Source organism: Bacillus sp. TCT6 (assembly GCF_056033845.1).
Genome location: NZ_JBVYHX010000001.1, coordinates 4,138,811 through 4,162,320 on the forward strand (window position 1 = coordinate 4,138,811; position 23,510 = coordinate 4,162,320).

Genomic DNA, 23,510 nt, shown 5'->3' on the forward strand with positions numbered 1-23,510 from the left:
TCTCTCCCTTATTCTCCTAAAAACCATTCCGGGATTTTTTCTTCTAACTTACGAAGAGCACGACCACGGTGGCTAATAGCATTTTTCTCATCTGAACTTAATTCCGCCATTGCTTTTTTGTATTCTTCCACATAAAAGATCGGATCGTATCCAAAACCATTTTCTCCGCGGCGTTGTTCTAAAATAAATCCTTCACATGTCCCATTTACAATGACAGGCTTTTTATCACCTTCAGGGAAAGCAACTGCTAATGCACAATAGAAACGTGCTTTACGCTTTTCAAAGTCAATGCCATTTAATTCTTGTAACACTTTATCGATATTTGCTTGATCATTTTTCGGTTCACCAGCAAAACGCGCTGAATACACTCCTGGTTTTCCGTTTAAAGCATCTACAATAAGACCCGAATCATCCGCAATTACGATCGAATTCAGCTGTCTACTCAAACTATCCGCTTTTAAGATCGCATTTTCTTCAAATGTTTCACCTGTTTCTTCAACTTCTTCAATATGAGGAAAATCGTGTAATGATTTTACTTCTAAATCAAATCGCTCAAATAACTCAGCAAACTCACGTACTTTACCCATATTTTTTGTCGCTACAACAACTTGTTTCATACTTTCCACCTCTACTCTATATGAGATACGATGTCGCCTAAAGCTTCTTTTTGCATATCAATCAGTTGGAAAATGCCTTTTTCCGCAGCATCAAGTAGTTCATTTAACTGCGCTCTACTAAACGTCGCTTCTTCTCCAGTTCCTTGCACTTCAACAAATTGGCCTTTTCCAGTCATAATCACGTTCATATCAACGTCTGCTTTAGAATCTTCTGCATAGTTTAAATCTAAAACAACACCTTGCTCTTCAACAATCCCTACTGACGTTGCTGCTAAATAATCTTTTACTGGAATTTTAGATACTTTTTCTGCTTGTAATAACTTCTCAAAAGCTAGTACCATCGCTACATATGCACCTGTAATAGACGCTGTTCTCGTTCCACCATCTGCTTGGATAACATCACAGTCAATCCAAACTGTTCTCTCGCCAAGCGCTTCTAAATCAACTACCGCACGTAATGCTCGTCCAATTAGACGCTGAATTTCCATTGTACGTCCTGTTACTTTTCCTTTGCTTGACTCTCTAATTGTACGTTGTTCTGTTGCACGCGGAATCATCGCGTATTCAGCTGTTACCCAGCCCTTTCCTTCTCCACGCATAAACGGTGGTACACGCTCTTCAATTGTCGCTGAGCAAATCACCTTTGTATCCCCAACTTCAATTAATACAGATCCCTCTGGATGTTTTAAATAATTCGTATGAATATGTATATGGCGTAATTCTGTTTTCTCTCTACCATCTACTCGCATAAAAATAACCTCCTCTTAATTACTACTCGTTAGTATAGCCAATTTTAAATGTATGATATGTATACAATAAAAGAAGGAGAACCCAAAAAGCAATTCTCCTTTCTTACTTAAGTATATCAAATTATTCAAGATTAAAAACTACCTGTATTCACGTTTTCTGGACGATCTACAGGTTTTATTAACTTTCCGCCCTTTTCATCTATAAGATTTGCTTTTCCATTCACTTCAATAGAAACATTTTTCACACCTTTCTTTTCTGTTAAAGATAAAACTAACGACTTCAATACGTAATTTGAAATCATATTTTTATCTGGGTTTACAAATATATTTTCATTAAAGTTTAATGTAAGATTTCCGTCTTGTAATTTCGGATTCGTAATAAGCTTAACGCCTGGATTAAAATCATTCAGGAGCGATTGATGAATCGGACCTTTTACAAGCTCATCTATAATTGCTGCATAATCATTTTCTTTTCCTTCAGCAACGCGGCGCGTTACTGGTACGTAATATTGCTGTTTATTATTATTTTGCGCCATAAAATACAGTGTGACTGGTTTTGTATTTGTTACATCTGCTACTTGTTCATCATCGAAGTTAATACCATTTGCACGACTCACTCCTTCACCAAGCGGTGTACCACCAACAGGCATCTTTGCCAATTTCTCACCATTTATTTGGAACTGCACTTGTTTTATCTCTGTAAATTGCGTCAACGTCCACGCTATAGATTCAACGATTTGCCGCTCTTCTTCTTTCGCATAGTTTTTCATTTCTTTAGAGAAATCAATAACTGCCGTCCCGTCCTTTTTCAAATCTAAGGTCATCGTTGTATTCGCCGGAATGACTGCACGAAACCCATTCGGTAATAAATTCGTTACTGGTCCATCTTTCACAAGGTATTCTAACGTTTGCTTCACAGTCTCATTTGCTTTCGGAGTAGGTATAGCTAATGTTTGTGGTACAACATAACCATTTTTATCAACAAGGTATAGTTCTCTATTTACCATTTGCCCTTGCTTATCTTTTTTAGCTACTTCTTTCTTCCCACCCTCTGTATACGTAACTTGTTTTGGCGGATCAATTTGTTCAGTTGCTTTCTCCTGATTTATAAAGCCACACCCTGTTAGTAAAACAGCGCTCACAGTAGCACCAACAACCCATTTAAAAGTGGATTTAGGCATGCCATTCCCCCCTAAAATCTAAGTTTGTACTATTATGTATACGAGCCGTTTCACATTTTAGAACAAGCTGTGCCTCTTATATAGTGAAACTTTAATCAGTGGGAGTTTTGTTCATCCCCCACATAACTTCTTTTCTTCCGCTGAATTTTGAGGTGGGGGTCTTACTGCCCGGAAAATAGCGGGATAAACAAAAACTCCTGATTTCTCAGGAGCTTACTTATATGAATTCTACTATTATTCTTTTTCTAAATGAATATGCTTCACATTTTCAATCGGTTGACCGAACCATTTTGATGCAATTTCTTTAAACAAGCCTATTTTTCCTGTTGTTAAGAAGAGATGATCGCTTTGTTCTTCTCCTTCATTCAACATTTTACTATGATATAAGATTGTACTTACTTCACGTGCTGTTTCATCACCAGAACTAATTAGTTGTACTTTATCTCCCATTACTTTTTTAATAACAGGTCCTAAAATCGGATAATGTGTACACCCTAATATAAGGGTATCAATATCGGTACTTTTCAGTGGTTGCAGCGTTTCTCTTACAACTTCGTACGCCATTTCACTTTCGAAATTCCCACTCTCTACAAGTTCAACGAAAGGTGGACAAGCTAAACTTTCTACCATAACACGGTTATTAATAGACTTTAACGCCTCTTCGTATGCACCACTTTTCACGGTTCCAATCGTTCCAATAATCCCAACATGATACGTGTTTGTCACTTTTAAAGCTGTACGTGATCCTGGGTGAATAACTCCTACTACTGGAATTGGTAATTGTTTTTGCATCTCTTCTAATACAACTGCAGTTGCTGTATTACACGCAATAACTAACATTTTAATATTTAAATCTAGTAAATGCTCCGTCATTTCCCACGTAAATTGACGCACTTCTTCTCGAGAACGTGGACCATAAGGACAACGTGCTGTATCTCCTAAATATATGATACGCTCTTTCGGCAACTGACGAATTAATTCCTTCGCTACTGTTAAACCGCCAACTCCTGAATCGATAACACCGATTGCTCTATTCAACTTCATCACCCGTTTTCTCATTCATCATCTTTTATGTTTATCATTATATTTTACACACTTTAAGTTCGCTCACTTCAAATGCTTCTGTATGAAAATTTTCATTTGCCCATGTATAGACTAGGACCTTTTTTATTTTGCTCCTTTTTTTCGTAATTTGCAAGACAGAAAAATAACCGACCTTCTATAAGAAAGTCGGTTTCTTCTATATAAGGTGCATACTCATTGCTCCATCTTTTTTTGAAAAGAAGGCATTCCCATTAATAAGAAGAAATGAGCAGAAATTAAAATGACGAGCAAAATAAAATTCAATCGATAACTATTTGTAGATTCCATAATTTTGCTCGCTACAGCTGGTCCAAATGCCATACCGAAAAAGTTAATTAAATTATATAAACCAAGACCAACTCCAACTTTAGCTGGATTTAATGTTTTGGGTATAAATGTGTTTAATGATACTTGAATTGCCGAATAACTCATAAATGTTAAAATAACCGCAAATAAAATAAAGAGTAAGTTCCCATTCGGAATAATCCCTAAAATTAAAAAGCCCATGATCATAACTACAGACGCTACATACATCATCCTCACATTCCCAAACGAAGGAATAATCTTTCCGGTAATAACACTAGATACAATACCAAAGAGAGATGCAACAAACAATACAATTCCAATAACGAATGGAGACAATCCGTGTCCTCTTCCTAACAGTAATGGTAATAATAATAAACTAGCACATAACGCCACATTAATGATAAATCCGACCGCTATTAAACGAAGTAATGGTTTATTTGTAAACAACTCAATATCAATAAACGGCGACTCTGTTCTCTTCATATGAGCCCTGAATAAAAATAGGAAAGCAACAGATAACACAAAAAGCCAACTATTAATATTCACTCCTAATAAAATGGTCGTAATCAATACAAATAATAAAACTGCTCCAATGAAATCAAAGCGAAACACTTCATCGGTATGTTGCGCCTCTTCTGGCATAAATTTTACGAGCAAGAAAATACCAATCATTGAAATAACCATAAATAAAAATAAATACGGCCACCCTAACGTATTTGTAATTGCCCCACCAACTAAAGGTCCAATACCAACCGCTAATGCAATAGAAGAACTAATCATTGCTAACGCACCCGGTTTTTTAGCTGGAGCAACTAATTTTGCCACCGCAATCATACTGAGCGCAATAAACGCTGCTCCCCCGCTCGCCTGCACTAACCTTGCGAAAATGATAATCTCATAAGATTGATTCACAAACCCAACAATAGAACCAGCTACAAATATGATAATAGAAATAATCAATAGCCTTTTTACACTGTAACGATCAGCCAGTTTTCCATATATCATCGAACCAATACCGACAACTAAAGAATACCCCACTACAACCCAACTTACTTTCGATTGACTAATTGATAAATCATTGGCAATATCCTCTAGCGCTACATTAAATAACACAGCGTTCATCGGTCCTAACAAAACAATAAAACATAATGTAAAAACAAACCATTTCGAATGGTTACTTATATCTTTCCCCATGTGTAACACTCTCCTGATTGCAATTTTAAAACTGTCAAACTATAGATGAAAAATGAAGTTATTTAAATGTTGTATCACCACTAAACAACTTCATTAAATGTATAAAAGGTACTACCTTATCGCGCGATAAAGTGAAACTTTAACCAGCCCTCATCAATCGGACTTTTACGGGCAGTTGATCCCCCACCTAACTTCTTTGCTTCCGCTGAATTTTGAGGTGGGGGTCTTACTGCCCGGAAAATAGCGGGGTAAATTGAATTCGACACGAAACAAGAATGTTGTTCGATATTCATGGAACTATCATAGTTTCAGCATTACAGTTTGTCAACGAAAAATATACAAACTAAACTAATTTAGCCTTTTTAGTTTACTTTGTTCAAAATTTATTATACACTAATTTCGAATCCGATATGAGAAGGACTGGCATGATTATTCAAATTTGCATTTTTTAACTTAATAAAACGAAACGAATACAGAACTTTTATATAGAAGAGACATTATAGGAGGATTATGATGAAGAAAAAAATGTTAGTTGTATTAACAAGTGTAGAAAAATATCCAAATTTAAATAGGGCTACCGGACTTTGGCTTGGTGAAGCTGTACATTTCGTAAAAAAAGTAGAAGAAGCGGGTTACGAAGTCGATTATGTCAGCCCACAAGGCGGTTATACACCAATTGATCCACATAGTTTAGCAATGGCGGAGAGCATCGATTGGGAATGGTATCAAAAGAAAGAGTTTATGAATCGCCTCGGTTCTACAATGAAACCGAGTGAAGTGAATCCAGAAGACTACGCTGTTATTTATTACGCAGGTGGTCACGGGGTTATTTGGGACTTCCCAGAAAATAAACAACTTCAAAATATTTGCCGCAACATTTATGAAAACGGCGGAATTGTTTCTTCCGTTTGTCATGGAGCTGCTGGTTTATTTCATATTACATTAAGTAATGGGGATCGTTTAATTAGTGGTAAGAAGGTAACAGGCTTTTCAAATGAAGAAGAAAAATTAGCTGAATTAGATCAATTCGTTCCATTTTTAACAGAAGATGAACTCATTAAAAATGGAGGGCTTTACGAAAAAGCCGCGCAACCGTGGGAAGCTTATGCTTTAGAAGATAATCGTGTTATCACTGGTCAAAACCCAGCTTCAGGTGGTCCAGTAGCCGAATTAGTATTAAAACAGTTGCAAAAATAATATGTACTAAAAAAGCAGATTTCCCTCTATTAAGGGAGATCTGCTTTTTTACGAAATCATTTGCAAAATAGCAATAACTTCTTTTTCAATTTCCGAATCATCAATTGCATCTATATACTCTGGTTTAAAAAGTTGATACTTCTTCAATTGATAAAAATCAAGTATCGCTTTCTTTAACGTAATATCGTACTGAATACAAAAAGAATGATCTATAATACGTCTTAACATCACATCATCTTGCACCATAAATAATTGTGCGTTCATCTTATTAAAGTAGCCTTGTTCCATACCCGCTTCAAAAAACATTTGCAAATTATGATTACGATTTTGTTGTGCAGCGACTAATTGATCCGACAAATGCGGATATGCTTCTTTCAAATCTTGCAAAAAAACATCCGAAATATATGTCACACATTTTAAAGAATGGATAAATGTCTTTTGGAACCGTTCTGTAAATGACATACTTTCATCTTGATTATCCGCATCACCTTCGAGTAGATAGTTCATGAAATCCTCTACTACCGCCTCAATAATTTCATCTTTCGAAGAAAAACGTTTATATAAAGTAGCTTTACTGATATCCATATATTTCGCAATTTCATCTATTTTCAATTGGCTAAAACTCGCCTTTCTAATAACGGGCTTGATTTTATTAATATAAGTATTTGCACATGCGACTTTTCTCATTTAAAAGAGCCTCCCCTTTTGTCCATACAAAATAGTATAGCAAATTCACGATTAATTATAAATGAAGTCACTATACTCAATACATCTTTTTAGTTTAAGGGTTCATTTACACTATAGAAAAAATGCCCGCTACCTTTATGAGTAGCGAGCACCTTTTCTATAATTTATTTACAGCCCTTTTTATAGCCTTACCCATTTCCACACTAGACTGCGGGTTTTGTCCTGTAATTAAATGTCCATCTACTACCACATGCGACGTAAAATTGGGGGCTATATAAAACAAAGCTCCTTCTTCTTTCAACTTACTTTCTAACAAAAACGGAACGCGCTTTTCTAAATGTACAGCTTTTTCTTCATCGTTTGTGTAACCCGTTATACGCTTACCGGCAACAAAAAACGAGCCATCCTTATTTTTCACACCGACTAAGGAGCTTACTCCGTGACAAACAGCCGCTACAATCCGGTTATTGTTATACATATTCTCAATCAAATTTGCTACATATGGATTACCTGGAAAATCTACAATCGCCCCGTGCCCACCACCAAATAAAACCGCATCATAGTCCGAAAAATGAACATTTGAAATCGGTCTCGTATTTTGCAATAAAGACGCAACGTGCTTGAATTCGCGAGGTATACCATTCGGAATAGACACTCTATCTATAGGTACTCTTCCGCCTTTTATCGACACAATATCAACATCAAACTTAGCCTTTTTAAATAAATGATAAGGAGCTGCAAGCTCTTCAAGCCACAAACCAGTCGGGTGTCCATTCATATCATGAGCACTTGTTGAAACTAACAGTATCCTTTTCAACATATCCCCTCCTTATTACCTATTTATGTATGTAATCTTCTTATCATTCATATAGCAAGTGAAACAAACAGAAAAATAGCCGACTCTTTATATAAAAGTCGGCTGCTTTCTTATAGTTCGAGCTCTCCCATACGAAGAAGCTCAACAACTGCTTGTGAACGTCCTTTAACCCCTAGCTTTTGCATTGCGTTTGAGATGTGGTTACGAACTGTCTTTTCACTTATAAAAAGTTCACCTGCAATTTCCTTCGTTGTTTTATCTTGAACCAGTAATTCAAATACTTCTCTTTCTCTCTTTGTGAGTAAAGGTTTAGATTGATACGCTTTTTCCTTCAACTGGTATAACCCTCCTTGCTTAAGCCAGAGCTGTGTATGTGTAAGTTGGGTGTTTATTTAGTCAAGATATTGTATGAACGAAATGTGCAGGTGGTGAATAAAAATGGGCTTTATTTCCCATGTTATTTTAGACTTTTATACATTGCGTACACTCTTTTTATCCACTTACTTTCCAACGCGCCATATTTGTTCTAGCAATATACTTACAACCGTACCTACAAATAAACCATTACCGAATATATATTGCATAACAGACGGCAAGGATTGGAGTGCTCCAGACGGTAAAAACATAACGCCACTTCCAAATAATACTGCCACTCCTAAAATCGTTACATTCCTTTCACTCATCGGCACTTGTTTTATATTATTAAATCCAATTCCAATTAATTGTACGAACGAAGCCATTAAAACAGCCGATGCGACAGCCGATGGTAAAGATGCTAAGTAACGAATAATACTTGGAAAAAGAGACATTACGACTAGTAACGCACATGCCATTAAGAACGATCGTATATATTTTTGTTTTGTTAAGCGTATAAATCCTGCCGTTGCTGGTAACGGAACGATACCTACAGTTGAAAATACGGAGGAAATGATATGCGAAATCCCTCCAACCCACGTACCATCCTTCAACTGTTTTTGTTCAATAGTTGCTTTATGAATGGTAGCTTGATTAATCGCTATAATAGCTGCCACTGTATTTGAAACTAAAATACATACCATAACGAAACTGGATACTGCCATACCAGTATTCCATTTTGGAAGTCCCCAAGCAAACATTTGTGGAAGTTGTACAAAATGAGTTACTTGAGATGGAACCGTCACTTTTCCTGCAATGAGAAAAATAATCCACCCGCTAATTAATCCTATTAAAACTGCATAACTTTTGATAAAACCTCTTCCAAAATTAGACAGTATAATAACGAACAAAAATATACTAAACGCAATTATCGCTGTAAATCCATCGATTTGAGAAATAGTAGCTGTAATTCCTAGCATTCCTTTTAAAAATACACCACTTAATTGTAAACATAATAAAAGTAAAAACGTCCCTGTCACAACTGGCGTAAATAAAAATAAAATACGTCCTATAAAACCAGTTACTCCTAATCCTATTAAAATAACACCGGAGATTATCATTCCTAACTCTAAAATTTGCAGTGTACTATGCAATTGATCTTGTCCGGCAGTTGCATAAGCAAGTACTGTAAATACACCAACCCAAGATCCAGCTGGTCCATCCGCAATTGGAAGTCTATGCCCAATCCATCCTTGTAAGAAAGAAGATATACCAACTACAAAAAACGTACGCTGCATTAAATAAAATATTTCTTCCGTCGTAAGATGAAATAATCCACCAACGACAATTGGTAGTGCGATTGAATTTGCTAATAGAAATATAAACCATTGCAAAGTTCCCATAATATGATTTTGGTTATGTTGATTGTCCAAAATGTCCATCCCTTCTAGCTTTCCTATAAAAAATATATTGTAAGAATAAAAAAGAAGAGTTCTATATTCACAATTAGAACCCTCCCCAAGGTATTTAAACGATTCTTCTACACAAGATTATTTAATTCCAGCTCATTTAAGCTTCCAACAACAATATTTCCTTTATACACAACTAAACTTTTTTCTGTTTGGCGTGCTACCGCTTCAGCAGTGCATGTCGCATTTGTCAAAACAAAGCTCGCTTCATCCCCTACATTCGGCCATACCCGCTTCCCTTCATTATTTAACGTTTCTTTTCCTCCCGTAATAAAGCGAATTGCTTTTCCTAAAGACCTTTCGTCACTCCATCCAAAACGCTCTGCTAATCGATTTGCCTTTTGAAGCATATCACCTGTTCCAAACGGTGACCAATGATCTGTAATGCTATCATTTCCTAATGAAACTTTAACACCTTTTTTATCTAATAACGGAATTGGAATTACTTGTTTACCAATTGGTACTGTTGAAGTAATATCAATATTTACAGCTGCGAGTCTTTCTGCCACTTCTTCAGCCTCTTTATCAGTAACACCACCAAGTCCAAGTGCATGACTAATTGTTACACGCCCTCGCCACCCTGCTTCTTCTGTTAAACTTGCCAATCTCTTCATCGTAAACGTTCCAAGATTATTCTCATCGTGTAAATGAATATCAACATCCGCATTAAATTCTACTGCGATATCCATAATTGTATGTAATGATTTTTCAATATCATTATCCACTGTAGCTGGATCTACTCCTCCGACTAGATGAGCACCCATACGCATCGCATCTTTCACGAGTTGCACAGAATTACTGCGCAATAATCCATGTTGCGGAAACGCAACAATTCTACTAGACACTCGATTTTTATATGTTTCTAATGCCGCTAACGTCGCCTCCAAATTACCAAGTCCAATAATCGGATCAACATTACAATGCGTTCTAATATTCGTTGCACCATTTCGCAGTAGTAACTCTAGCATATTTTCCGCTCTATCTTGAGCAGTTGCTAATTGCTTTAGTAAAATTTTTTCTTCTTCATTAAAACGTGTAAAAATACTTTCTGCTGGCTTACAAGCTTTCCAGGGGCCACTATAATATGTTTTATCAATGTGAATGTGCATCTCTTCGAAAGCTGGCAACATCAATAAGTGCTTAGCATCAAGCATTACTATATCTTCTTCTTGAACAACCCCTTCTATAATTTTTTTAATTCGTCCATCTTCAATGAGTAAACTACATAATTCTGTTTCTGTTCGCGAAATTCTCTCTTCTTCATATGTATACCTTGATTCAAGCATTACATTAGTCAACCAATATACTGTCATCCCTATTTCCCCACCCTTTATTAAAAATCACCTCATAACTACAAGTTTAATATCCACTGAAAATTAAGACAATTAATATGATCGTCTCTCAAAAAAAAATGTAATACAACCCCATAGTCTTCTCATAAATTTCCATATAGAATAAAAGTATGCAGTTTGATATAAAAAGGAGTTGATTGGAATATGTCAAAAAAGTTATGTAAATCCGAAACTGATAAAATGCTATTTGGTATATGTGGTGGTTTAGGAGAATATTTTGATATTAGCTCTACTCTTATTCGTATCATTTGGGTTATTGCTGTTTTATGTTTTGGGACAGGATTTTTAGTTTATTTCATTTGTTTATTACTTATGCCACGTTCGTACTAATGGTATCATTTCATATACTTAAGAAGAGCAAATCACCTATAGAATTCTATAGGTGATTTTTTCATGAAGAATATTTCATCGTTAAATGTAATACCGCCACTTCTTCTTCTTCATTTTTATAAACATGCTTCTTATTCGCTTCAAATTGGATGGAATCAAACTCATTTAATTCGTATACATCGCTTTCTACTTGAATCGATACTTTCCCTTTCATTATCGTTACAAGCTCAATCGCACCTTCATGATGAGCTTCTGGTTCATATATACTATTTGATCGTAAACAAGCACGGTGCATTTCCATCCCTGTTTCTTTCGTATAACGGAACATCGTTTCTAAATGCCACGCTTGTCCTTCATCTACTGCAAATCCTTCTCCACAGCGCGCAACAGCTACAGGTTCTCCAACAACCATCAATCTGGATAAAGGAATTGATAACCCTTTCGTTATTTTCCAAATGACAGCTAGCGTCGGATTTGTTTCCCCTCTTTCAATTTTTCCTAATGTTAATTTACTTACTCCTGTTTTATGAGCTAATTCTTCTAAACTTAATTTCTGTTCATTTCGAATTTGTCTCAATAACTGTCCAACTTGTTGAATGACTTCTTTCGTTTGTATATCTTCATTTTCTTTCATATATAAAACCACCTTAAAGTATAAAATAGTTTACTTTTATTTAATTAAAGTATATCATACTATACATAATTATTTATTTTCGAAAGGAGTGCTATACTTTATGCGCGCAATTTTATTAGGTCTTTTATCATCTGCCTTTTTTTCTGCAACCTTTATTATTAATAGAGCAATGAATGTATCTGGAACGAGCTGGGCTTGGACAGCTTCCTTCCGTTTTTTATTTGCTCTTCCTATTTTATTCCTTATCGTTTTATTTCGCAAAAACTTTAGGGGATTATGGGAAGAATTAAAAAAACATCCATTAGCATGGATCGGATGGGGTTCCGTTGCAGGTATTGGTTTTTATTCTTTATTAAGTTTCGCAGCTGTCTTTTCTCCAGCTTGGCTCGTTGCTGGAACTTGGCAAGTTACGATTTTAGCTGGTTTACTACTATCACCACTATTTTTCGTGAAAATAGAAACAAAATCAGGTACGAAACTTGTACGTGGAAAAATTCCACTTCGTAGCTTATATGTTGCATTATTTATTTTACTTGGTGTAATTTGTATGCAAGCAACTGCAGCAGGCCATATTACAATGACTCAGTTCATTTCAGGTTTTTTACCTGTCGTATTAGCCGCTTTCTTATATCCGTTCGGTAACCGAAAAATGATGGAACTTGTTGGCGGACGCCTTGATACGTTCCAACGTGTATTAGGAATGGCTATTGGAAGTCTTCCTATAACAATTTTGCTTGGTGTATATGGATTTTCTACTACTGGCATTCCAACATCCAGCCAAATGCTTCAAGGGCTTTTATTAGCATTATGTTCCGGCGTTATTGCAACGATGACATTTTTCTTTGCTACTGACTTAGCAAAAGATAACCTCGCCTTACTCGGGGCAGTTGAAGCAACACAAGCTGGAACGATGGTATTTACCGTGCTTGGCGAAATCATTTTCTTAAATGGTTCATTCCCTGGAGGACTTTCCCTCATTGGAATGATTATTATTATGTTAGGAATGGTTGCAAATAGTATTTTAAACCGTTCTGTTCCAGTCGTTAAACAGAAAAAATCAGCATAAAAAAAGGGTATGGTTCTATAGAGATGAACCATACCCTTTTTTATTGTCCCCCTATTTCGCCTTATCAGAATAGTACTTCATTGGCTGTTTATACTAAAACTTATGTTATAATACGTTTCATGCGCATTAATAGGAGGTAAATTATGTTAAAAAAAGCAATCGCTGAATTTATTGGTACATTTGTACTTGTATTATTCGGAACTGGAGTAGCTGTCACTGGCGGCGGAATTGAAGGAATTGGAACATTAGGAATCGCTATGGCTTTCGGTCTATCTATTGTAGCTATGGCATATAGCATCGGAACAATTTCTGGATGTCACATTAACCCAGCAGTATCAATAGCTATGTTCATCAACAAACGAATGAACGCTATGGAACTTTGTTATTATGTATTAGCTCAAATTTTAGGTGGTTTATTAGGAACTGCAACGTTAGTAACAATTTTAAAATCTGCTAAAACACCTTTAGATAATTTAGGACAAAATGGTTTCGGAACTCTTGGTTTATCTGGAGCATTTTTAGTTGAGTTCATTTTAACTTTCGTATTCATTTTAGTTATCGTCGCTGTAACAGGTAAAAAAGGCAGTTCTTCTTTAGCGGGACTAGTAATTGGTTTCACATTAGTTTTAATTCACTTATTAGGAATTCCGTTAACTGGAACATCTGTTAACCCAGCTCGTAGTATCGCACCAGCTTTATTTGTTGGTGGAGAAGCACTTTCTCAACTATGGGTATTCATCGTAGCACCAATTCTTGGTGGTATCTTCGCAGCTATCGTAGGTAAATTCATTTTAAATACTGAAAAATAGAATTTTCAATATTTCTGAATAAAAAAAGGCGAGCCCTCATTATGAGGAAGCTCGCTTTTTTATTCTTTCATTTTAGACTTTAAATTTGTAACTAATTGATCTACCGTTACATTTGCAAGTACGTTTTCCATCGCTTCTTGCGCTTGCATTAAAATAATTTCTAATACTGATTGAATATTAGCTCCTACTGGACATTCAATGTTGGGATTTTCATGGAAGGAAAATAGCTGTCCTTCTTCTACAACTTCCACTGCTTTATATACATCAAGTAATGTAATTTCTTCTAAATCTCGAGCAAGTGTCGTACCACCTTTACCAGCTTGTACATCAACAAGTCCTGCTCTCTTCAACATTCCTGTAATGCGACGAATCACAACTGGATTTGTATTCACACTACCGGCAATCCATTCAGAGGTACAGCGAGAGTTTCGATCTATCGCAAGTAATGTCAGCATATGAACACCTACTGTAAAACGACTACTAATCCCCATCTGCACACCCTCCTTTTTATTCATTCTATTAAAAGACAACTCTTATTATTATATACTATTTTTAATTTATACATAAAGAAAAAGCATGATTTCAATAGGAAATCATGCTTTTCTCTCATTATTGACGCTTTATAAATTTCGCTAAATCTTTAAATTTAACTTTATCTGAGTAATTCATTACGCCGTTTACGTAAATGCGGCTTGTAACAGCATTTAATACCGCAATTGTCGCCAATAAGACCGCTAATGTTATCGTAATTTCTAGCATACCTGCTTCACCAGCTACAATACGTGAGAAGGTAACCATCGGTGTAAAAAATGGAACGTAAGAACTTACAACAACGATAGTACTATTCGGATCACTTAATGATTTAATACTAATGAAGAATGCAGCCATAATTAAAATCATTACCGGGAAAGATACAGCTTGTAAATCCTCCGTCTTAGACACGACAGCTCCAGCAGCAGCATACATCATCGCATATAGTAAATATCCCGTAATGAAATAAACAAGAAACATGCTGATAACCTTTGCATCTAATTTCGTAAAGTCAATTGGAATACCAAATAGTGAGGCACTTTCTAAATCAACCCAACCCAACAAATATGGAATAAGATAACCACACGCCAATATGACAAGTTGCAATAACGCCGTTGAAACAACCGCTAAAATTTTCGCATACATCATCGTAAGAGGCTTCACTTTCGGAAGCATTACTTCCATTACACGTGACGCCTTTTCAGATGCAATATTCATTGCGATTGTATTTCCGAACGCTACAATAAACATATATAAAGCAAATGTAAAGAAATAGGCAATTCCGAAAGAAGATGTACGATCTTTTATCGCTTCTTGCTTTACTTGAATTTCTGTTTGTAATTGCTGTGCAATTTCTGGTGAAACATTATTTTTTGCAATCGTCACCATCGTATATTGTTGCTTTAAATATCCTGCCATAATTGCGGAAGTTGCTTGGCTTGGAAATCCATTATACATATATGTAATCGATGGAGCCCCACCCTTTTCCGTCACATGGAATAGACCATCTAAATCGCCATCTTCTACTTGCTTATGCAGTTTATCAAAATCATCCTTTGAACCCAGTGTTATTTTTGCTGATGGCAATAGCTTATTTAGCTCATCTTTTTGTACTTTATATGTGGAACTCTCTACTACAACTGCAATTTTATCTTTATCCTTATTTTTATCATCGCCTGAAGTAAAATGATTAAATGCAAAAATCCCAAACACAACTAAAAATAAAATCGCACTCGTAATTAATGATTTTTTAGATAAAAACGCTTCCCTAAAATAAAATGAAAATACGTGAGAAAATTTACGCATCGTTATTTCGCCCTCTCTACAAAGATTTCGTTTAACGTCGGCTCTAACATTTTAAATTGTCGTAAGCTAACACCTTGCTCTTGCAACTGTTGCAAAATCTCGAGAGCTTCCGCATCGCCTTGTACTTTCACATAAAGAAGGCCTTGTTGTCTTTCATACGATACATGTATAGCTTCTAATCCCTTTTCATTCTCTACTGTATCTTCAATCGTTAAATTACGGAAACCGTATTCTTTCTTAATATCACTTAGCTGTCCTTTTACGACTGCTTCACCTTTTTTCAAAATACATACATGTTGGCAAAAAGCCTCTACTTGTTCCATACGATGACTTGATAAAATAATCGTCTTTCCGCTCTGTACTTGTTCTTCAATAATACTAGCTAACATCCCGGCATTAACTGGATCAAGGCCACTGAATGGTTCATCTAAAATGAGAAGTTCCGGATTATGAAGAAGAGCAGCAATTAATTGGATTTTTTGCTGATTCCCTTTTGAAAGCTCTCCAGCCGTTTTAAATTTATATTCTGGTATCGCTAAACGCTCTAACCAGTGATCAATAGCGTGATCTACTTCTTTCTTCGACATCCCTTCTAATCTACCAAAATATCGCAGCTGGTCTATTACTCTACTTTTTGTATATAAACCTCTTTCTTCTGGTAAATACCCAATTGTTACGCCACTATTCCCAAATGCTTTTCCATCCCACGTAATCGAACCTTCATTAGGCGTTAATAATCCGAGAAGCATTTTGATTGTTGTTGTTTTCCCTGCACCATTTCGTCCAAGTAACCCTAGTACTTCACCTTTTGGTAACGAAATTTGTAAACCGTTAACAGCTTTTGATTCCCCAAATTGTTTCGTTAAGTTTTGAATTTGTAAACTCAAAGTTTAAAGCCTCCCCTTTAGTATCATTCGTACTCTCTTTCAAAGACTATGTTTATTCAAGACAAAATATAGCGCTACACTTCATCCTCTTATATGTAAACACCGTCATTAATCCATCATTTGTTCTATTTAGTTAAAATTGTAAATAATAAAGCGCTCTTTGTCAATTATAATTGTCATTACGACAATTATAATTGTCAAAACAACTGTTATTATTTTGCTCATCTTTCTAATATAGGACATACTACTATATATATAAAAGACAATATGCAAATGTTCATATAAAAATATTATATTTTAATATATAATATAAAATGATTTTCTAACATCAAGGAGGATACATATGAAGATGAAGAGGGGCATTACCACTTTATTATCTGTAGCGGTTCTATCTACATCACTTGTAGCATGTTCAGGAACACCAGAGAAAACAGTGGCGAAAGAAGAGAAAGTAAAATTAACAGAACAACAATTAATGGCTGATTTATGGTATCAAACAGCCGGTGAAACGAAAGCACTTTACTACCAAGGGTACAACATTGGTCAATTAAAACTTGATGCAGTTCTTGCAAAAGGGACAGAGAAAAAACCTGCTATCGTACTTGATTTAGACGAAACTGTTTTAGATAACAGTCCTCATCAAGCAATGAGCGTAAAAACAGGCAAAGGTTATCCTTACAAATGGGATGATTGGATTAACAAAGCTGAGGCTGAAGCCCTTCCAGGCGCAATTGATTTCTTAAAATATACAGAGTCTAAAGGTGTAGATATTTACTATATCTCAAATCGTAAAACGAACCAACTAGATGCAACAATTAAAAATCTTGAGCGTGTAGGTGCTCCTCAAGCAACGAAAGAACATATATTACTACAAGATCCGAAAGAAAAAGGAAAAGAAAAACGCCGTGAACTCGTTTCTCAAACTCATGATATTGTCTTATTCTTCGGTGATAACTTATCTGATTTCACAGGTTTTGATGGAAAATCTGTAAAAGATCGTAACCAAACAGTAGAAGATTCAAAAGTACAATTTGGTGAGAAATTCATTATTTTCCCGAATCCAATGTATGGCGATTGGGAAGGCGCTTTATATGATTATGATTTCAAAAAATCAGATGCAGAAAAAGATAAAATCCGTCGCGACAACTTAAAATCATTTGAAGTAAAATAAAGAGGATGGCATTCGCCATCCTCTTTATTTTGCTTTCTCTGTTAAAGGCAAGATAAATACTTCCACACGTCTATTCTTTGCCTTTCCTTCTTGTGTATCGTTTGGAGCAATCGAACGGTATTCTCCGTAACCAATCGCACTAAATTTTTCTGGTTGTAATTCTTTATTTTGCAGTAATACTTGCATAAAATTAACTGCCCGCTGCGTACTTAATTCCCAATTCGACGCAAACTGTGCATTGGCAATAGGGACATTATCCGTATGACCAGATACTGTAATTTCACGAGGTGACGCTGAAACAAGTAAGCTAGACATTTCTTTTGCAATCCCTAAAGATTCTAATTTCACATCTGCTTTCCCCGAATCAAACAGTATATTTTCTAATATTGTCACCATTAATCCCTTTTCAGTTAATTTAGTTTGAAAAGAAGAGGATAATTGTTTTTCATTAATATATTGATCAATCTTTTTTTGTAATGCTTTCAATTCATCCATCTCTTTTTTTTCTTTAGCTCTAGCTTCTTCTTGTTTTTTTGCTTGTTCTGCCTCAAGGCTACTTGCCGATAATTCTTTTTCATCATTTGGCTTTTGATCACTTAAAAATTCTTTGTTACCTGTTCCCCCGGCTAATTCACTTCGAAAAGCAACTGCCATCTGTTTAAACTTCGCAGCATCTATACTACTCATTGCGAATAAAACGATAAACAATGCAAATAACAACGTTAACATATCAGAATATGGGATTAACCACGTTTCATCGATATGCTCATCATGTTTTTTCTTTTTGCCTCTTCTATTTTTCTTACTCCGCATTTTTTTCTGCTCCTTTTTCTAGCTTTTTACGCTCAGTTGCAGAAAGTGCACCTAAAATGCGGTTCTTCATAATAAACGGATATGTACCTTCTTGTAACATTAATAAACAATCAATGATTAAACGTTTTTTCTCAATTTCAGCTGAAGATTTTTGCTTTAACTTATTTGCAAATGGATGCCATAATACATACCCTGAAAAAATACCAAAAATCGTTGCAATAAATGCACCCGAAATAGCATGACCTAACTTTTCAATATCAGTTAAGTTACCAAGCGCAGCTACAAGACCGATAACAGCACCTAAAACTCCTAATGTCGGTGCATACGTACCAGCTTGTGAAAAAATAGCAGCTCCCTTTGCATGTCTTTCTTCAATTGCCTCTAATTCAGATTCCAAAATTTGCTCTAAATCTTCTGCGGATACGCCATCAATCACAAATTTCATACCGCGCAAAAGAAATTCATCTTGAATTTTGTCTAATTGTTGCTCTAAAGACAAAATACCGTATTTTCTACTTTCAGATGTCCAATGAACAAATAATTCTAGCAACTGTTCATAACTTAAATCCTTTTTATTTGAACCAAAAAGAACTTTAAATAGTTTTGGAACCCTTTTTAGTTGATTCATCGGAAATGCAATACATACTGCAGCAAATGTACCGATAAAAATAATTAATGCTGCGGCAGGATTTAATAAGGCTGTTACGTCAGCGCCCTTGACGACCATCCCTACTACCACTGCTAAAAATCCTAAAATAAGTCCAATAATTGTTGCAAAATCCATTCCCATTCACTCCTAGTCTATACAAGAAGTTCTTTATTCTCGATAATCGCTACATCTTTTTATGTATATATATTACATAAAAAATGCAATTCATGAAAGATAAGAAATGAATTATATAAAAAAATACTACAAATTCACACATTTTCTGACATTTTCTTTGCATTTCTATTACGTTATGACTCTTATATTTCTTTTCCAACAAACTAGACTTATAATAAAAAAAGATACATATTTTATTAAGAAGGGACTGTGATTACAAGGCATTATGAAAAAGATAATAATTATTTCTGCCACTACTATTGTAATCGGTATCACATCTTTCGCTTACTTTGGTTCTAAATCACCACTACATAATGAAGCGAAAGCTGTCGAAAGTCAAAAACATAATAACCACCCAAAAGAAGAGATTCCTGCTTTTCCAAAAGCTGATCATAATGCAAAGAAAATAGACAATGACTTTTCAGTTGTAACAAATCCAAAATCTAATCTTGTCTTAATTAATAAACATCGAAAACTACCAGATGGATACACTCCTGAAGACTTAACAAGACCAAACGTACCATTCACTAGTCCAAAAGATAAAGAAAAAACGCTACTACGCAAAGATGCTGCAGAAGCACTTGAAAACATGTTCAAAGCTGCAAAAAAAGAAGGGATTGATCTTACAGCTGTATCTGGTTATCGTTCATACAAACGTCAAAAATCGTTGCATGATACATACGTTAGACGTCAAGGAAAAGCTGAAGCTAATTCAGTAAGCGCAATTCCTGGTACAAGTGAACACCAAACGGGTTTAGCAATGGATATTAGTTCAAAAACAGCTAAATTTCAATTAGAGCCTATCTTCGGAGAGACAGCAGAAGGAAACTGGGTCGCGGAACACGCTCATAAATTCGGCTTTGTCATTCGTTACTTAGAAGATAAAACAGATACAACAGAATATGCATATGAACCATGGCACTTACGCTACGTTGGTAATCCATACGCTACATACCTATATAAACATCACTTAACATTAGAAGAAGCAATGGAAGACAAAAAATAAGAGAGCAAATTGCTCTCTTATTTTTCTTTCACTCTATCATTGTAGTAATTTCTTCTTCCATTCTTCAGGCCACGGTTCGCCTCTTCCTGTTTTTTTCGACGCTTGAACCATTATTCCACGACCTACTAAACAAACCTCTCCTTCTGCATTCTTCACCATATAATGTAAATCCAAAGAAGAATTCCCAACCGATCCTGCCTTTACATACACCTTCAACTGTTCATCATAATATATTTGCTTAATAAAATTACATTGTAAATCCGCAACAACGATCATCGTGTCTGATGATGTATGTGTCCACTCTTGCATAAATCCAAGTTCTTTAAACAACGCGATACGAGCTTCTTCAAAATAAGTAAAAGCAACGACATTATTTACATGTCCAAACATATCTACTTCACCAAAACGAACCTTTACAGGATTGTAAAATAAAAAACCACTTTCCCATTTCTCGAAGTCTTCAATATAAGAAATTCTCTTCAACGTTATCTCCTCTTCCTCTCAAAAAAACAGAATAAACTGAAAAATACAGTTATAAATATTGCCCCTTCAAGATGAAGAGGCAATATTTATTAATAGTTATTATCGCTACCAAAGAAATCTTTGAACGATTGAATTGTTGTATCACGGTTTAATGCCGCAATTGAAGTTGTTAAAGGAATACCCTTCGGACATGATTGCACACAGTTTTGAGAGTTACCACAGTTCGCTAGTCCTCCATCTCCCATAATTGCACGTAAGCGATCTGCTTTATGCATTTCACCCGTTGGATGTGAGTTGAATAAGCGAGCTTGTGATAACGGCGCTGGTCCAATAAAGTCAGACTTACTGTTTACGTTTGGACATGATTCTAAGCAAACACCACATGTCATACATTTTGAAAGCTCATAAGCCCATTGACGCTTTTTCTCAGGCATTCTTGGTCCTGGACCTAGGTCATACGTACCATCAATTGGAATCCAAGCTTTAACGCGTTTTAGAGCATTAAACATGCGACTGCGGTCAACTTGTAAATCACGTACAACTGGGAATGTCTTCATCGGCTTTAAGCGAATTGGCTGTTCTAATTGATCAATAAGAGCCGTACATGATTGACGTGGCTTTCCGTTAATAACCATTGAACATGCTCCGCATACTTCCTCTAAGCAGTTCATATCCCATGCAATCGGAGTTGTTTGATTCCCTTTTGAATCAACAGGATTACGACGAATTTCCATAAGCGCCGAAATAATATTCATATTCGGACGATATGGAATTTCAAACTCTTGGTCAAACGCTTGTGCATCTGGTCCATCTTGTCTCGTAATGATGAGGCGGATTGTTTTCTCAGACATGTTGTTTATCCCCCTTCTCTTCACCCTTAGCAGCTACATCATGTTTTGAAGAATAATCACGTTTACGTGGTTTAATTAATGAAACATCAACGTCTTCGTAATGGAATGCTGGTGCATTTCCTTCTCCTTCAAATTTTGCCATCGTAGTTTTTAAGAAGTTTGCATCATCACGATTTGGGAATTCAGGTTTGTAATGCGCCCCGCGGCTCTCATTACGGTTATATGCGCCAATTGTAATAACACGTGCTAACTCAAACATATTTGCAAGTTGACGTGTAAATGAAGCACCTTGGTTACTCCATCTCGCTGTATCGTTAATGTTAATACGTTTGTAACGAGCCATTAACTCTTCAATTTTCGCATCTGTTTCTAATAACTTTTTATTTTCACGAACTACTGTAACGTTATCTGTCATCCATTCTCCAAGCTCTTTATGAAGAACATATGCATTTTCATTACCATCCATCGTTAAAATATTGTTAAATTTCTCTGTTTCGATTAATTCATTTTGCTCATATACAGTAGACGAAACAGCATCTGATGATTTAGAAAGACCTTTCATATATTCAATTGCGTTTGGTCCTGCTACCATACCACCATAAATTGCTGATAATAGTGAGTTTGCACCAAGGCGGTTACCACCGTGCATAGAATAATCACACTCACCTGCTGCAAATAAACCTGGAATACTCGTCATTTGCTTATAGTCAACCCATAGTCCGCCCATTGAATAGTGAACAGCTGGGAAGATTTTCATTGGTAGTTTACGAGGATCATCACCTGTAAATTTCTCATAGATTTCAATGATTCCACCAAGTTTAATATCTAGTTCTTTCGGATCTTTATGAGAAAGATCTAAGTACACCATGTTTTCACCGTTAATACCTAGTTTTTGCTCTACGCAAACATCAAAGATTTCACGCGTTGCGATATCACGAGGTACAAGGTTTCCGTAAGCCGGATATTTTTCTTCTAAGAAGTACCATGGCTTACCATCTTTATATGTCCAAACACGTCCACCTTCACCACGTGCAGATTCACTCATAAGACGTAATTTATCGTCTCCTGGAATTGCCGTTGGGTGAATTTGAATGAACTCACCATTTGCATAATATGCGCCTTGCTGATATACAGCAGACGCTGCTGTACCTGTATTAATAATGGAGTTTGTTGATTTTCCGAAAATGATACCAGGGCCCCCTGTTGCCATAATCACGGCATCAGCTCCGAAACTTTTAATCTCCATAGTTTGTAAGTCTTGTGCAACGATTCCTCGGCACACACCTTCATCATCAACAACAGCTCGTAAGAAATCCCAACCTTCATATTTCGTTACAAGTCCTGCTACTTCATGACGACGTACTTGCTCATCTAATGCGTAAAGTAATTGCTGTCCAGTTGTTGCACCAGCGAATGCTGTACGGTGATGTTGTGTTCCACCAAATCGACGGAAATCAAGAAGTCCTTCTTCCGTACGGTTGAACATAACACCCATACGGTCCATTAAATGAATGATACCAGGTGCTGCTTCACACATTGCTTTAACTGGTGGTTGGTTCGCTAAGAAGTCCCCACCATAGATTGTATCGTCAAAGTGGATCCATGGAGAATCCCCTTCACCTTTCGTATTTACGGCACCGTTAATTCCGCCCTGAGCACATACAGAATGTGAACGTTTTACTGGTACTAAAGAAAACAGTTCAACATTCACTCCTGCTTCTGCCGCTTTAATCGTTGCCATTAAGCCAGCCAAGCCACCGCCGACTACTATAAGTTTCCCTTTCATGCTCTCCCA

At 36.0% G+C, this 23,510-nt stretch carries 25 protein-coding genes; 6 read left to right on the forward strand and 19 right to left on the reverse strand.

Annotated elements, in window-relative coordinates; all coding sequences use genetic code 11:
• Positions 1–8 precede the first annotated feature (8 nt).
• The 5 genes from AC0ONG_RS21120 to AC0ONG_RS21140 form a co-directional block, all read right to left on the reverse strand.
• A complete protein-coding gene (locus AC0ONG_RS21120) occupies positions 9–617 on the reverse strand; it encodes an XTP/dITP diphosphatase (RefSeq protein ID WP_000815946.1) in 609 nt (202 codons plus the stop codon).
• Between the two features lie 11 nt (positions 618–628).
• Positions 629–1,366, reverse strand: coding sequence for a ribonuclease PH (rph, locus tag AC0ONG_RS21125; RefSeq protein ID WP_001261763.1), 738 nt, complete (start codon positions 1,364–1,366; stop codon positions 629–631).
• Positions 1,367–1,497: 131 nt separating this feature from the next.
• Complete coding sequence (gene gerM / locus AC0ONG_RS21130) at positions 1,498–2,547, reverse strand: spore germination protein GerM (RefSeq protein ID WP_001126747.1); 1,050 nt, start codon at positions 2,545–2,547, stop codon at positions 1,498–1,500.
• A gap of 234 nt (positions 2,548–2,781) precedes the next feature.
• On the reverse strand, positions 2,782–3,591 hold the full coding sequence (gene racE / locus AC0ONG_RS21135) for a glutamate racemase (RefSeq protein WP_000774005.1): 810 nt from the start codon (positions 3,589–3,591) through the stop codon (positions 2,782–2,784).
• A gap of 213 nt (positions 3,592–3,804) precedes the next feature.
• Complete coding sequence (locus tag AC0ONG_RS21140) at positions 3,805–5,130, reverse strand: MFS transporter (RefSeq protein WP_474203942.1); 1,326 nt, start codon at positions 5,128–5,130, stop codon at positions 3,805–3,807.
• A 513-nt stretch (positions 5,131–5,643) separates the two neighbouring features.
• Between AC0ONG_RS21140 and AC0ONG_RS21145 the strand changes: the two genes are divergently transcribed.
• Positions 5,644–6,327 carry a type 1 glutamine amidotransferase domain-containing protein gene (locus AC0ONG_RS21145; protein WP_136997464.1) on the forward strand — a complete coding sequence of 228 codons (684 nt, stop codon included), beginning with the start codon at positions 5,644–5,646 and terminating at the stop codon, positions 6,325–6,327.
• Positions 6,328–6,375: 48 nt separating this feature from the next.
• Here the strand turns inward: AC0ONG_RS21145 and AC0ONG_RS21150 are convergent, their stop codons facing one another.
• The 5 genes from AC0ONG_RS21150 to AC0ONG_RS21170 all read right to left on the reverse strand — a co-directional run bounded on the left by AC0ONG_RS21150 (position 6,376) and on the right by AC0ONG_RS21170 (position 10,967).
• Entirely contained in the window at positions 6,376–7,014 is a 639-nt protein-coding gene (locus tag AC0ONG_RS21150) for a TetR/AcrR family transcriptional regulator (protein WP_001233010.1), read from the reverse strand.
• Positions 7,015–7,171: 157 nt separating this feature from the next.
• Positions 7,172–7,834: a type 1 glutamine amidotransferase domain-containing protein gene (locus tag AC0ONG_RS21155; RefSeq protein ID WP_002082076.1), complete on the reverse strand. Its 663-nt coding sequence runs from the start codon at positions 7,832–7,834 to the stop codon at positions 7,172–7,174.
• Positions 7,835–7,941: 107 nt separating this feature from the next.
• Entirely contained in the window at positions 7,942–8,166 is a 225-nt protein-coding gene (gerE, locus tag AC0ONG_RS21160; RefSeq protein ID WP_000659484.1) for a spore germination transcription factor GerE, read from the reverse strand.
• Positions 8,167–8,331: 165 nt separating this feature from the next.
• Positions 8,332–9,627, reverse strand: a complete 1,296-nt coding sequence (locus AC0ONG_RS21165) for a purine/pyrimidine permease (RefSeq protein WP_086397222.1) — start codon at positions 9,625–9,627, stop codon at positions 8,332–8,334.
• Between the two features lie 98 nt (positions 9,628–9,725).
• On the reverse strand, positions 9,726–10,967 hold the full coding sequence (locus AC0ONG_RS21170) for an amidohydrolase family protein (RefSeq protein WP_000219575.1): 1,242 nt from the start codon (positions 10,965–10,967) through the stop codon (positions 9,726–9,728).
• 183 nt (positions 10,968–11,150) lie between these two features.
• Between AC0ONG_RS21170 and AC0ONG_RS21175 the strand changes: the two genes are divergently transcribed.
• Entirely contained in the window at positions 11,151–11,336 is a 186-nt protein-coding gene (locus AC0ONG_RS21175; RefSeq protein ID WP_000038411.1) for a PspC domain-containing protein, read from the forward strand.
• A gap of 61 nt (positions 11,337–11,397) precedes the next feature.
• Here the strand turns inward: AC0ONG_RS21175 and AC0ONG_RS21180 are convergent, their stop codons facing one another.
• Positions 11,398–11,970, reverse strand: a complete 573-nt coding sequence (locus AC0ONG_RS21180; RefSeq protein ID WP_086397220.1) for a helix-turn-helix domain-containing protein — start codon at positions 11,968–11,970, stop codon at positions 11,398–11,400.
• Between the two features lie 100 nt (positions 11,971–12,070).
• On the opposite strand from AC0ONG_RS21180, the gene AC0ONG_RS21185 reads away from it, so the two are divergent.
• Together AC0ONG_RS21185 and AC0ONG_RS21190 are read left to right on the forward strand one after the other, a co-directional pair.
• Entirely contained in the window at positions 12,071–13,036 is a 966-nt protein-coding gene (locus tag AC0ONG_RS21185; protein WP_001201632.1) for a DMT family transporter, read from the forward strand.
• Between the two features lie 143 nt (positions 13,037–13,179).
• Positions 13,180–13,845 carry an aquaporin gene (locus AC0ONG_RS21190; RefSeq protein ID WP_000913211.1) on the forward strand — a complete coding sequence of 222 codons (666 nt, stop codon included), beginning with the start codon at positions 13,180–13,182 and terminating at the stop codon, positions 13,843–13,845.
• Positions 13,846–13,904: 59 nt separating this feature from the next.
• Here the strand turns inward: AC0ONG_RS21190 and AC0ONG_RS21195 are convergent, their stop codons facing one another.
• The 3 genes from AC0ONG_RS21195 to AC0ONG_RS21205 all read right to left on the reverse strand — a co-directional run bounded on the left by AC0ONG_RS21195 (position 13,905) and on the right by AC0ONG_RS21205 (position 16,568).
• On the reverse strand, positions 13,905–14,336 hold the full coding sequence (locus tag AC0ONG_RS21195) for an Rrf2 family transcriptional regulator (protein ID WP_000512998.1): 432 nt from the start codon (positions 14,334–14,336) through the stop codon (positions 13,905–13,907).
• Between the two features lie 118 nt (positions 14,337–14,454).
• Positions 14,455–15,681 (reverse strand): ABC transporter permease, encoded by a 1,227-nt coding sequence (locus AC0ONG_RS21200; protein ID WP_001224985.1) that lies wholly within the window; start codon positions 15,679–15,681, stop codon positions 14,455–14,457.
• A gap of 2 nt (positions 15,682–15,683) precedes the next feature.
• The gene (locus tag AC0ONG_RS21205; RefSeq protein WP_474203952.1) at positions 15,684–16,568 is read right to left on the reverse strand and encodes an ABC transporter ATP-binding protein; all 885 of its coding nucleotides are present in this window, start codon (positions 16,566–16,568) and stop codon (positions 15,684–15,686) included.
• A gap of 343 nt (positions 16,569–16,911) precedes the next feature.
• On the opposite strand from AC0ONG_RS21205, the gene AC0ONG_RS21210 reads away from it, so the two are divergent.
• A complete protein-coding gene (locus AC0ONG_RS21210) occupies positions 16,912–17,739 on the forward strand; it encodes a 5'-nucleotidase, lipoprotein e(P4) family (protein ID WP_000782773.1) in 828 nt (275 codons plus the stop codon).
• 24 nt (positions 17,740–17,763) lie between these two features.
• Here the strand turns inward: AC0ONG_RS21210 and motB are convergent, their stop codons facing one another.
• Together motB and motA are read right to left on the reverse strand one after the other, a co-directional pair.
• Positions 17,764–18,552, reverse strand: coding sequence for a flagellar motor protein MotB (motB, locus tag AC0ONG_RS21215; protein ID WP_001256733.1), 789 nt, complete (start codon positions 18,550–18,552; stop codon positions 17,764–17,766).
• On the reverse strand, positions 18,542–19,336 hold the full coding sequence (gene motA / locus AC0ONG_RS21220) for a flagellar motor stator protein MotA (RefSeq protein ID WP_000344851.1): 795 nt from the start codon (positions 19,334–19,336) through the stop codon (positions 18,542–18,544). Before motA ends, motB begins: the two co-directional genes overlap by 11 nt.
• A gap of 265 nt (positions 19,337–19,601) precedes the next feature.
• Here motA and AC0ONG_RS21225 point away from each other — a divergent pair, with 265 nt between their 5' ends.
• Positions 19,602–20,381, forward strand: a complete 780-nt coding sequence (locus AC0ONG_RS21225; RefSeq protein WP_000720194.1) for a M15 family metallopeptidase — start codon at positions 19,602–19,604, stop codon at positions 20,379–20,381.
• 36 nt (positions 20,382–20,417) lie between these two features.
• On the opposite strand, the gene AC0ONG_RS21230 is transcribed toward AC0ONG_RS21225, so the two are convergent.
• The 3 genes from AC0ONG_RS21230 to sdhA form a co-directional block, all read right to left on the reverse strand.
• On the reverse strand, positions 20,418–20,864 hold the full coding sequence (locus AC0ONG_RS21230; protein ID WP_474203956.1) for an acyl-CoA thioesterase: 447 nt from the start codon (positions 20,862–20,864) through the stop codon (positions 20,418–20,420).
• Between the two features lie 89 nt (positions 20,865–20,953).
• Positions 20,954–21,715 carry a succinate dehydrogenase iron-sulfur subunit gene (gene sdhB, locus AC0ONG_RS21235; protein WP_001291827.1) on the reverse strand — a complete coding sequence of 254 codons (762 nt, stop codon included), beginning with the start codon at positions 21,713–21,715 and terminating at the stop codon, positions 20,954–20,956.
• Positions 21,708–23,501 (reverse strand): succinate dehydrogenase flavoprotein subunit, encoded by a 1,794-nt coding sequence (gene sdhA, locus AC0ONG_RS21240; RefSeq protein WP_000676742.1) that lies wholly within the window; start codon positions 23,499–23,501, stop codon positions 21,708–21,710. Before sdhA ends, sdhB begins: the two co-directional genes overlap by 8 nt.
• Positions 23,502–23,510: the final 9 nt, after the last annotated feature.

Excerpts from the sequence above, each read along its gene's own strand:
- sdhB (WP_001291827.1), bottom strand. The coding sequence starts at position 21,715 with ATGTCTGAGAAAACAATCCGCCTCATCATTACGAGACAAGATGGACCA.
- AC0ONG_RS21195 (WP_000512998.1), bottom strand. The coding sequence starts at position 14,336 with ATGGGGATTAGTAGTCGTTTTACAGTAGGTGTTCATATGCTGACATTA.
- AC0ONG_RS21175 (WP_000038411.1), top strand. The coding sequence starts at position 11,151 with ATGTCAAAAAAGTTATGTAAATCCGAAACTGATAAAATGCTATTTGGT.
- motB (WP_001256733.1), bottom strand. The coding sequence starts at position 18,552 with ATGCGGAGTAAGAAAAATAGAAGAGGCAAAAAGAAAAAACATGATGAG.
- AC0ONG_RS21120 (WP_000815946.1), bottom strand. The coding sequence starts at position 617 with ATGAAACAAGTTGTTGTAGCGACAAAAAATATGGGTAAAGTACGTGAG.
- AC0ONG_RS21185 (WP_001201632.1), top strand. The coding sequence starts at position 12,071 with ATGCGCGCAATTTTATTAGGTCTTTTATCATCTGCCTTTTTTTCTGCA.
- AC0ONG_RS21145 (WP_136997464.1), top strand. The coding sequence starts at position 5,644 with ATGAAGAAAAAAATGTTAGTTGTATTAACAAGTGTAGAAAAATATCCA.
- AC0ONG_RS21150 (WP_001233010.1), bottom strand. The coding sequence starts at position 7,014 with ATGAGAAAAGTCGCATGTGCAAATACTTATATTAATAAAATCAAGCCC.
- AC0ONG_RS21225 (WP_000720194.1), top strand. The coding sequence starts at position 19,602 with ATGAAAAAGATAATAATTATTTCTGCCACTACTATTGTAATCGGTATC.
- sdhA (WP_000676742.1), bottom strand. The coding sequence starts at position 23,501 with ATGAAAGGGAAACTTATAGTAGTCGGCGGTGGCTTGGCTGGCTTAATG.
- AC0ONG_RS21170 (WP_000219575.1), bottom strand. The coding sequence starts at position 10,967 with ATGACAGTATATTGGTTGACTAATGTAATGCTTGAATCAAGGTATACA.
- motA (WP_000344851.1), bottom strand. The coding sequence starts at position 19,336 with ATGGATTTTGCAACAATTATTGGACTTATTTTAGGATTTTTAGCAGTG.
- racE (WP_000774005.1), bottom strand. The coding sequence starts at position 3,591 with ATGAAGTTGAATAGAGCAATCGGTGTTATCGATTCAGGAGTTGGCGGT.
- AC0ONG_RS21200 (WP_001224985.1), bottom strand. The coding sequence starts at position 15,681 with ATGCGTAAATTTTCTCACGTATTTTCATTTTATTTTAGGGAAGCGTTT.
- rph (WP_001261763.1), bottom strand. The coding sequence starts at position 1,366 with ATGCGAGTAGATGGTAGAGAGAAAACAGAATTACGCCATATACATATT.
- AC0ONG_RS21190 (WP_000913211.1), top strand. The coding sequence starts at position 13,180 with ATGTTAAAAAAAGCAATCGCTGAATTTATTGGTACATTTGTACTTGTA.
- AC0ONG_RS21210 (WP_000782773.1), top strand. The coding sequence starts at position 16,912 with ATGAAGATGAAGAGGGGCATTACCACTTTATTATCTGTAGCGGTTCTA.
- gerM (WP_001126747.1), bottom strand. The coding sequence starts at position 2,547 with ATGCCTAAATCCACTTTTAAATGGGTTGTTGGTGCTACTGTGAGCGCT.
- AC0ONG_RS21140 (WP_474203942.1), bottom strand. The coding sequence starts at position 5,130 with ATGGGGAAAGATATAAGTAACCATTCGAAATGGTTTGTTTTTACATTA.
- AC0ONG_RS21165 (WP_086397222.1), bottom strand. The coding sequence starts at position 9,627 with ATGGACATTTTGGACAATCAACATAACCAAAATCATATTATGGGAACT.
- AC0ONG_RS21155 (WP_002082076.1), bottom strand. The coding sequence starts at position 7,834 with ATGTTGAAAAGGATACTGTTAGTTTCAACAAGTGCTCATGATATGAAT.
- AC0ONG_RS21180 (WP_086397220.1), bottom strand. The coding sequence starts at position 11,970 with ATGAAAGAAAATGAAGATATACAAACGAAAGAAGTCATTCAACAAGTT.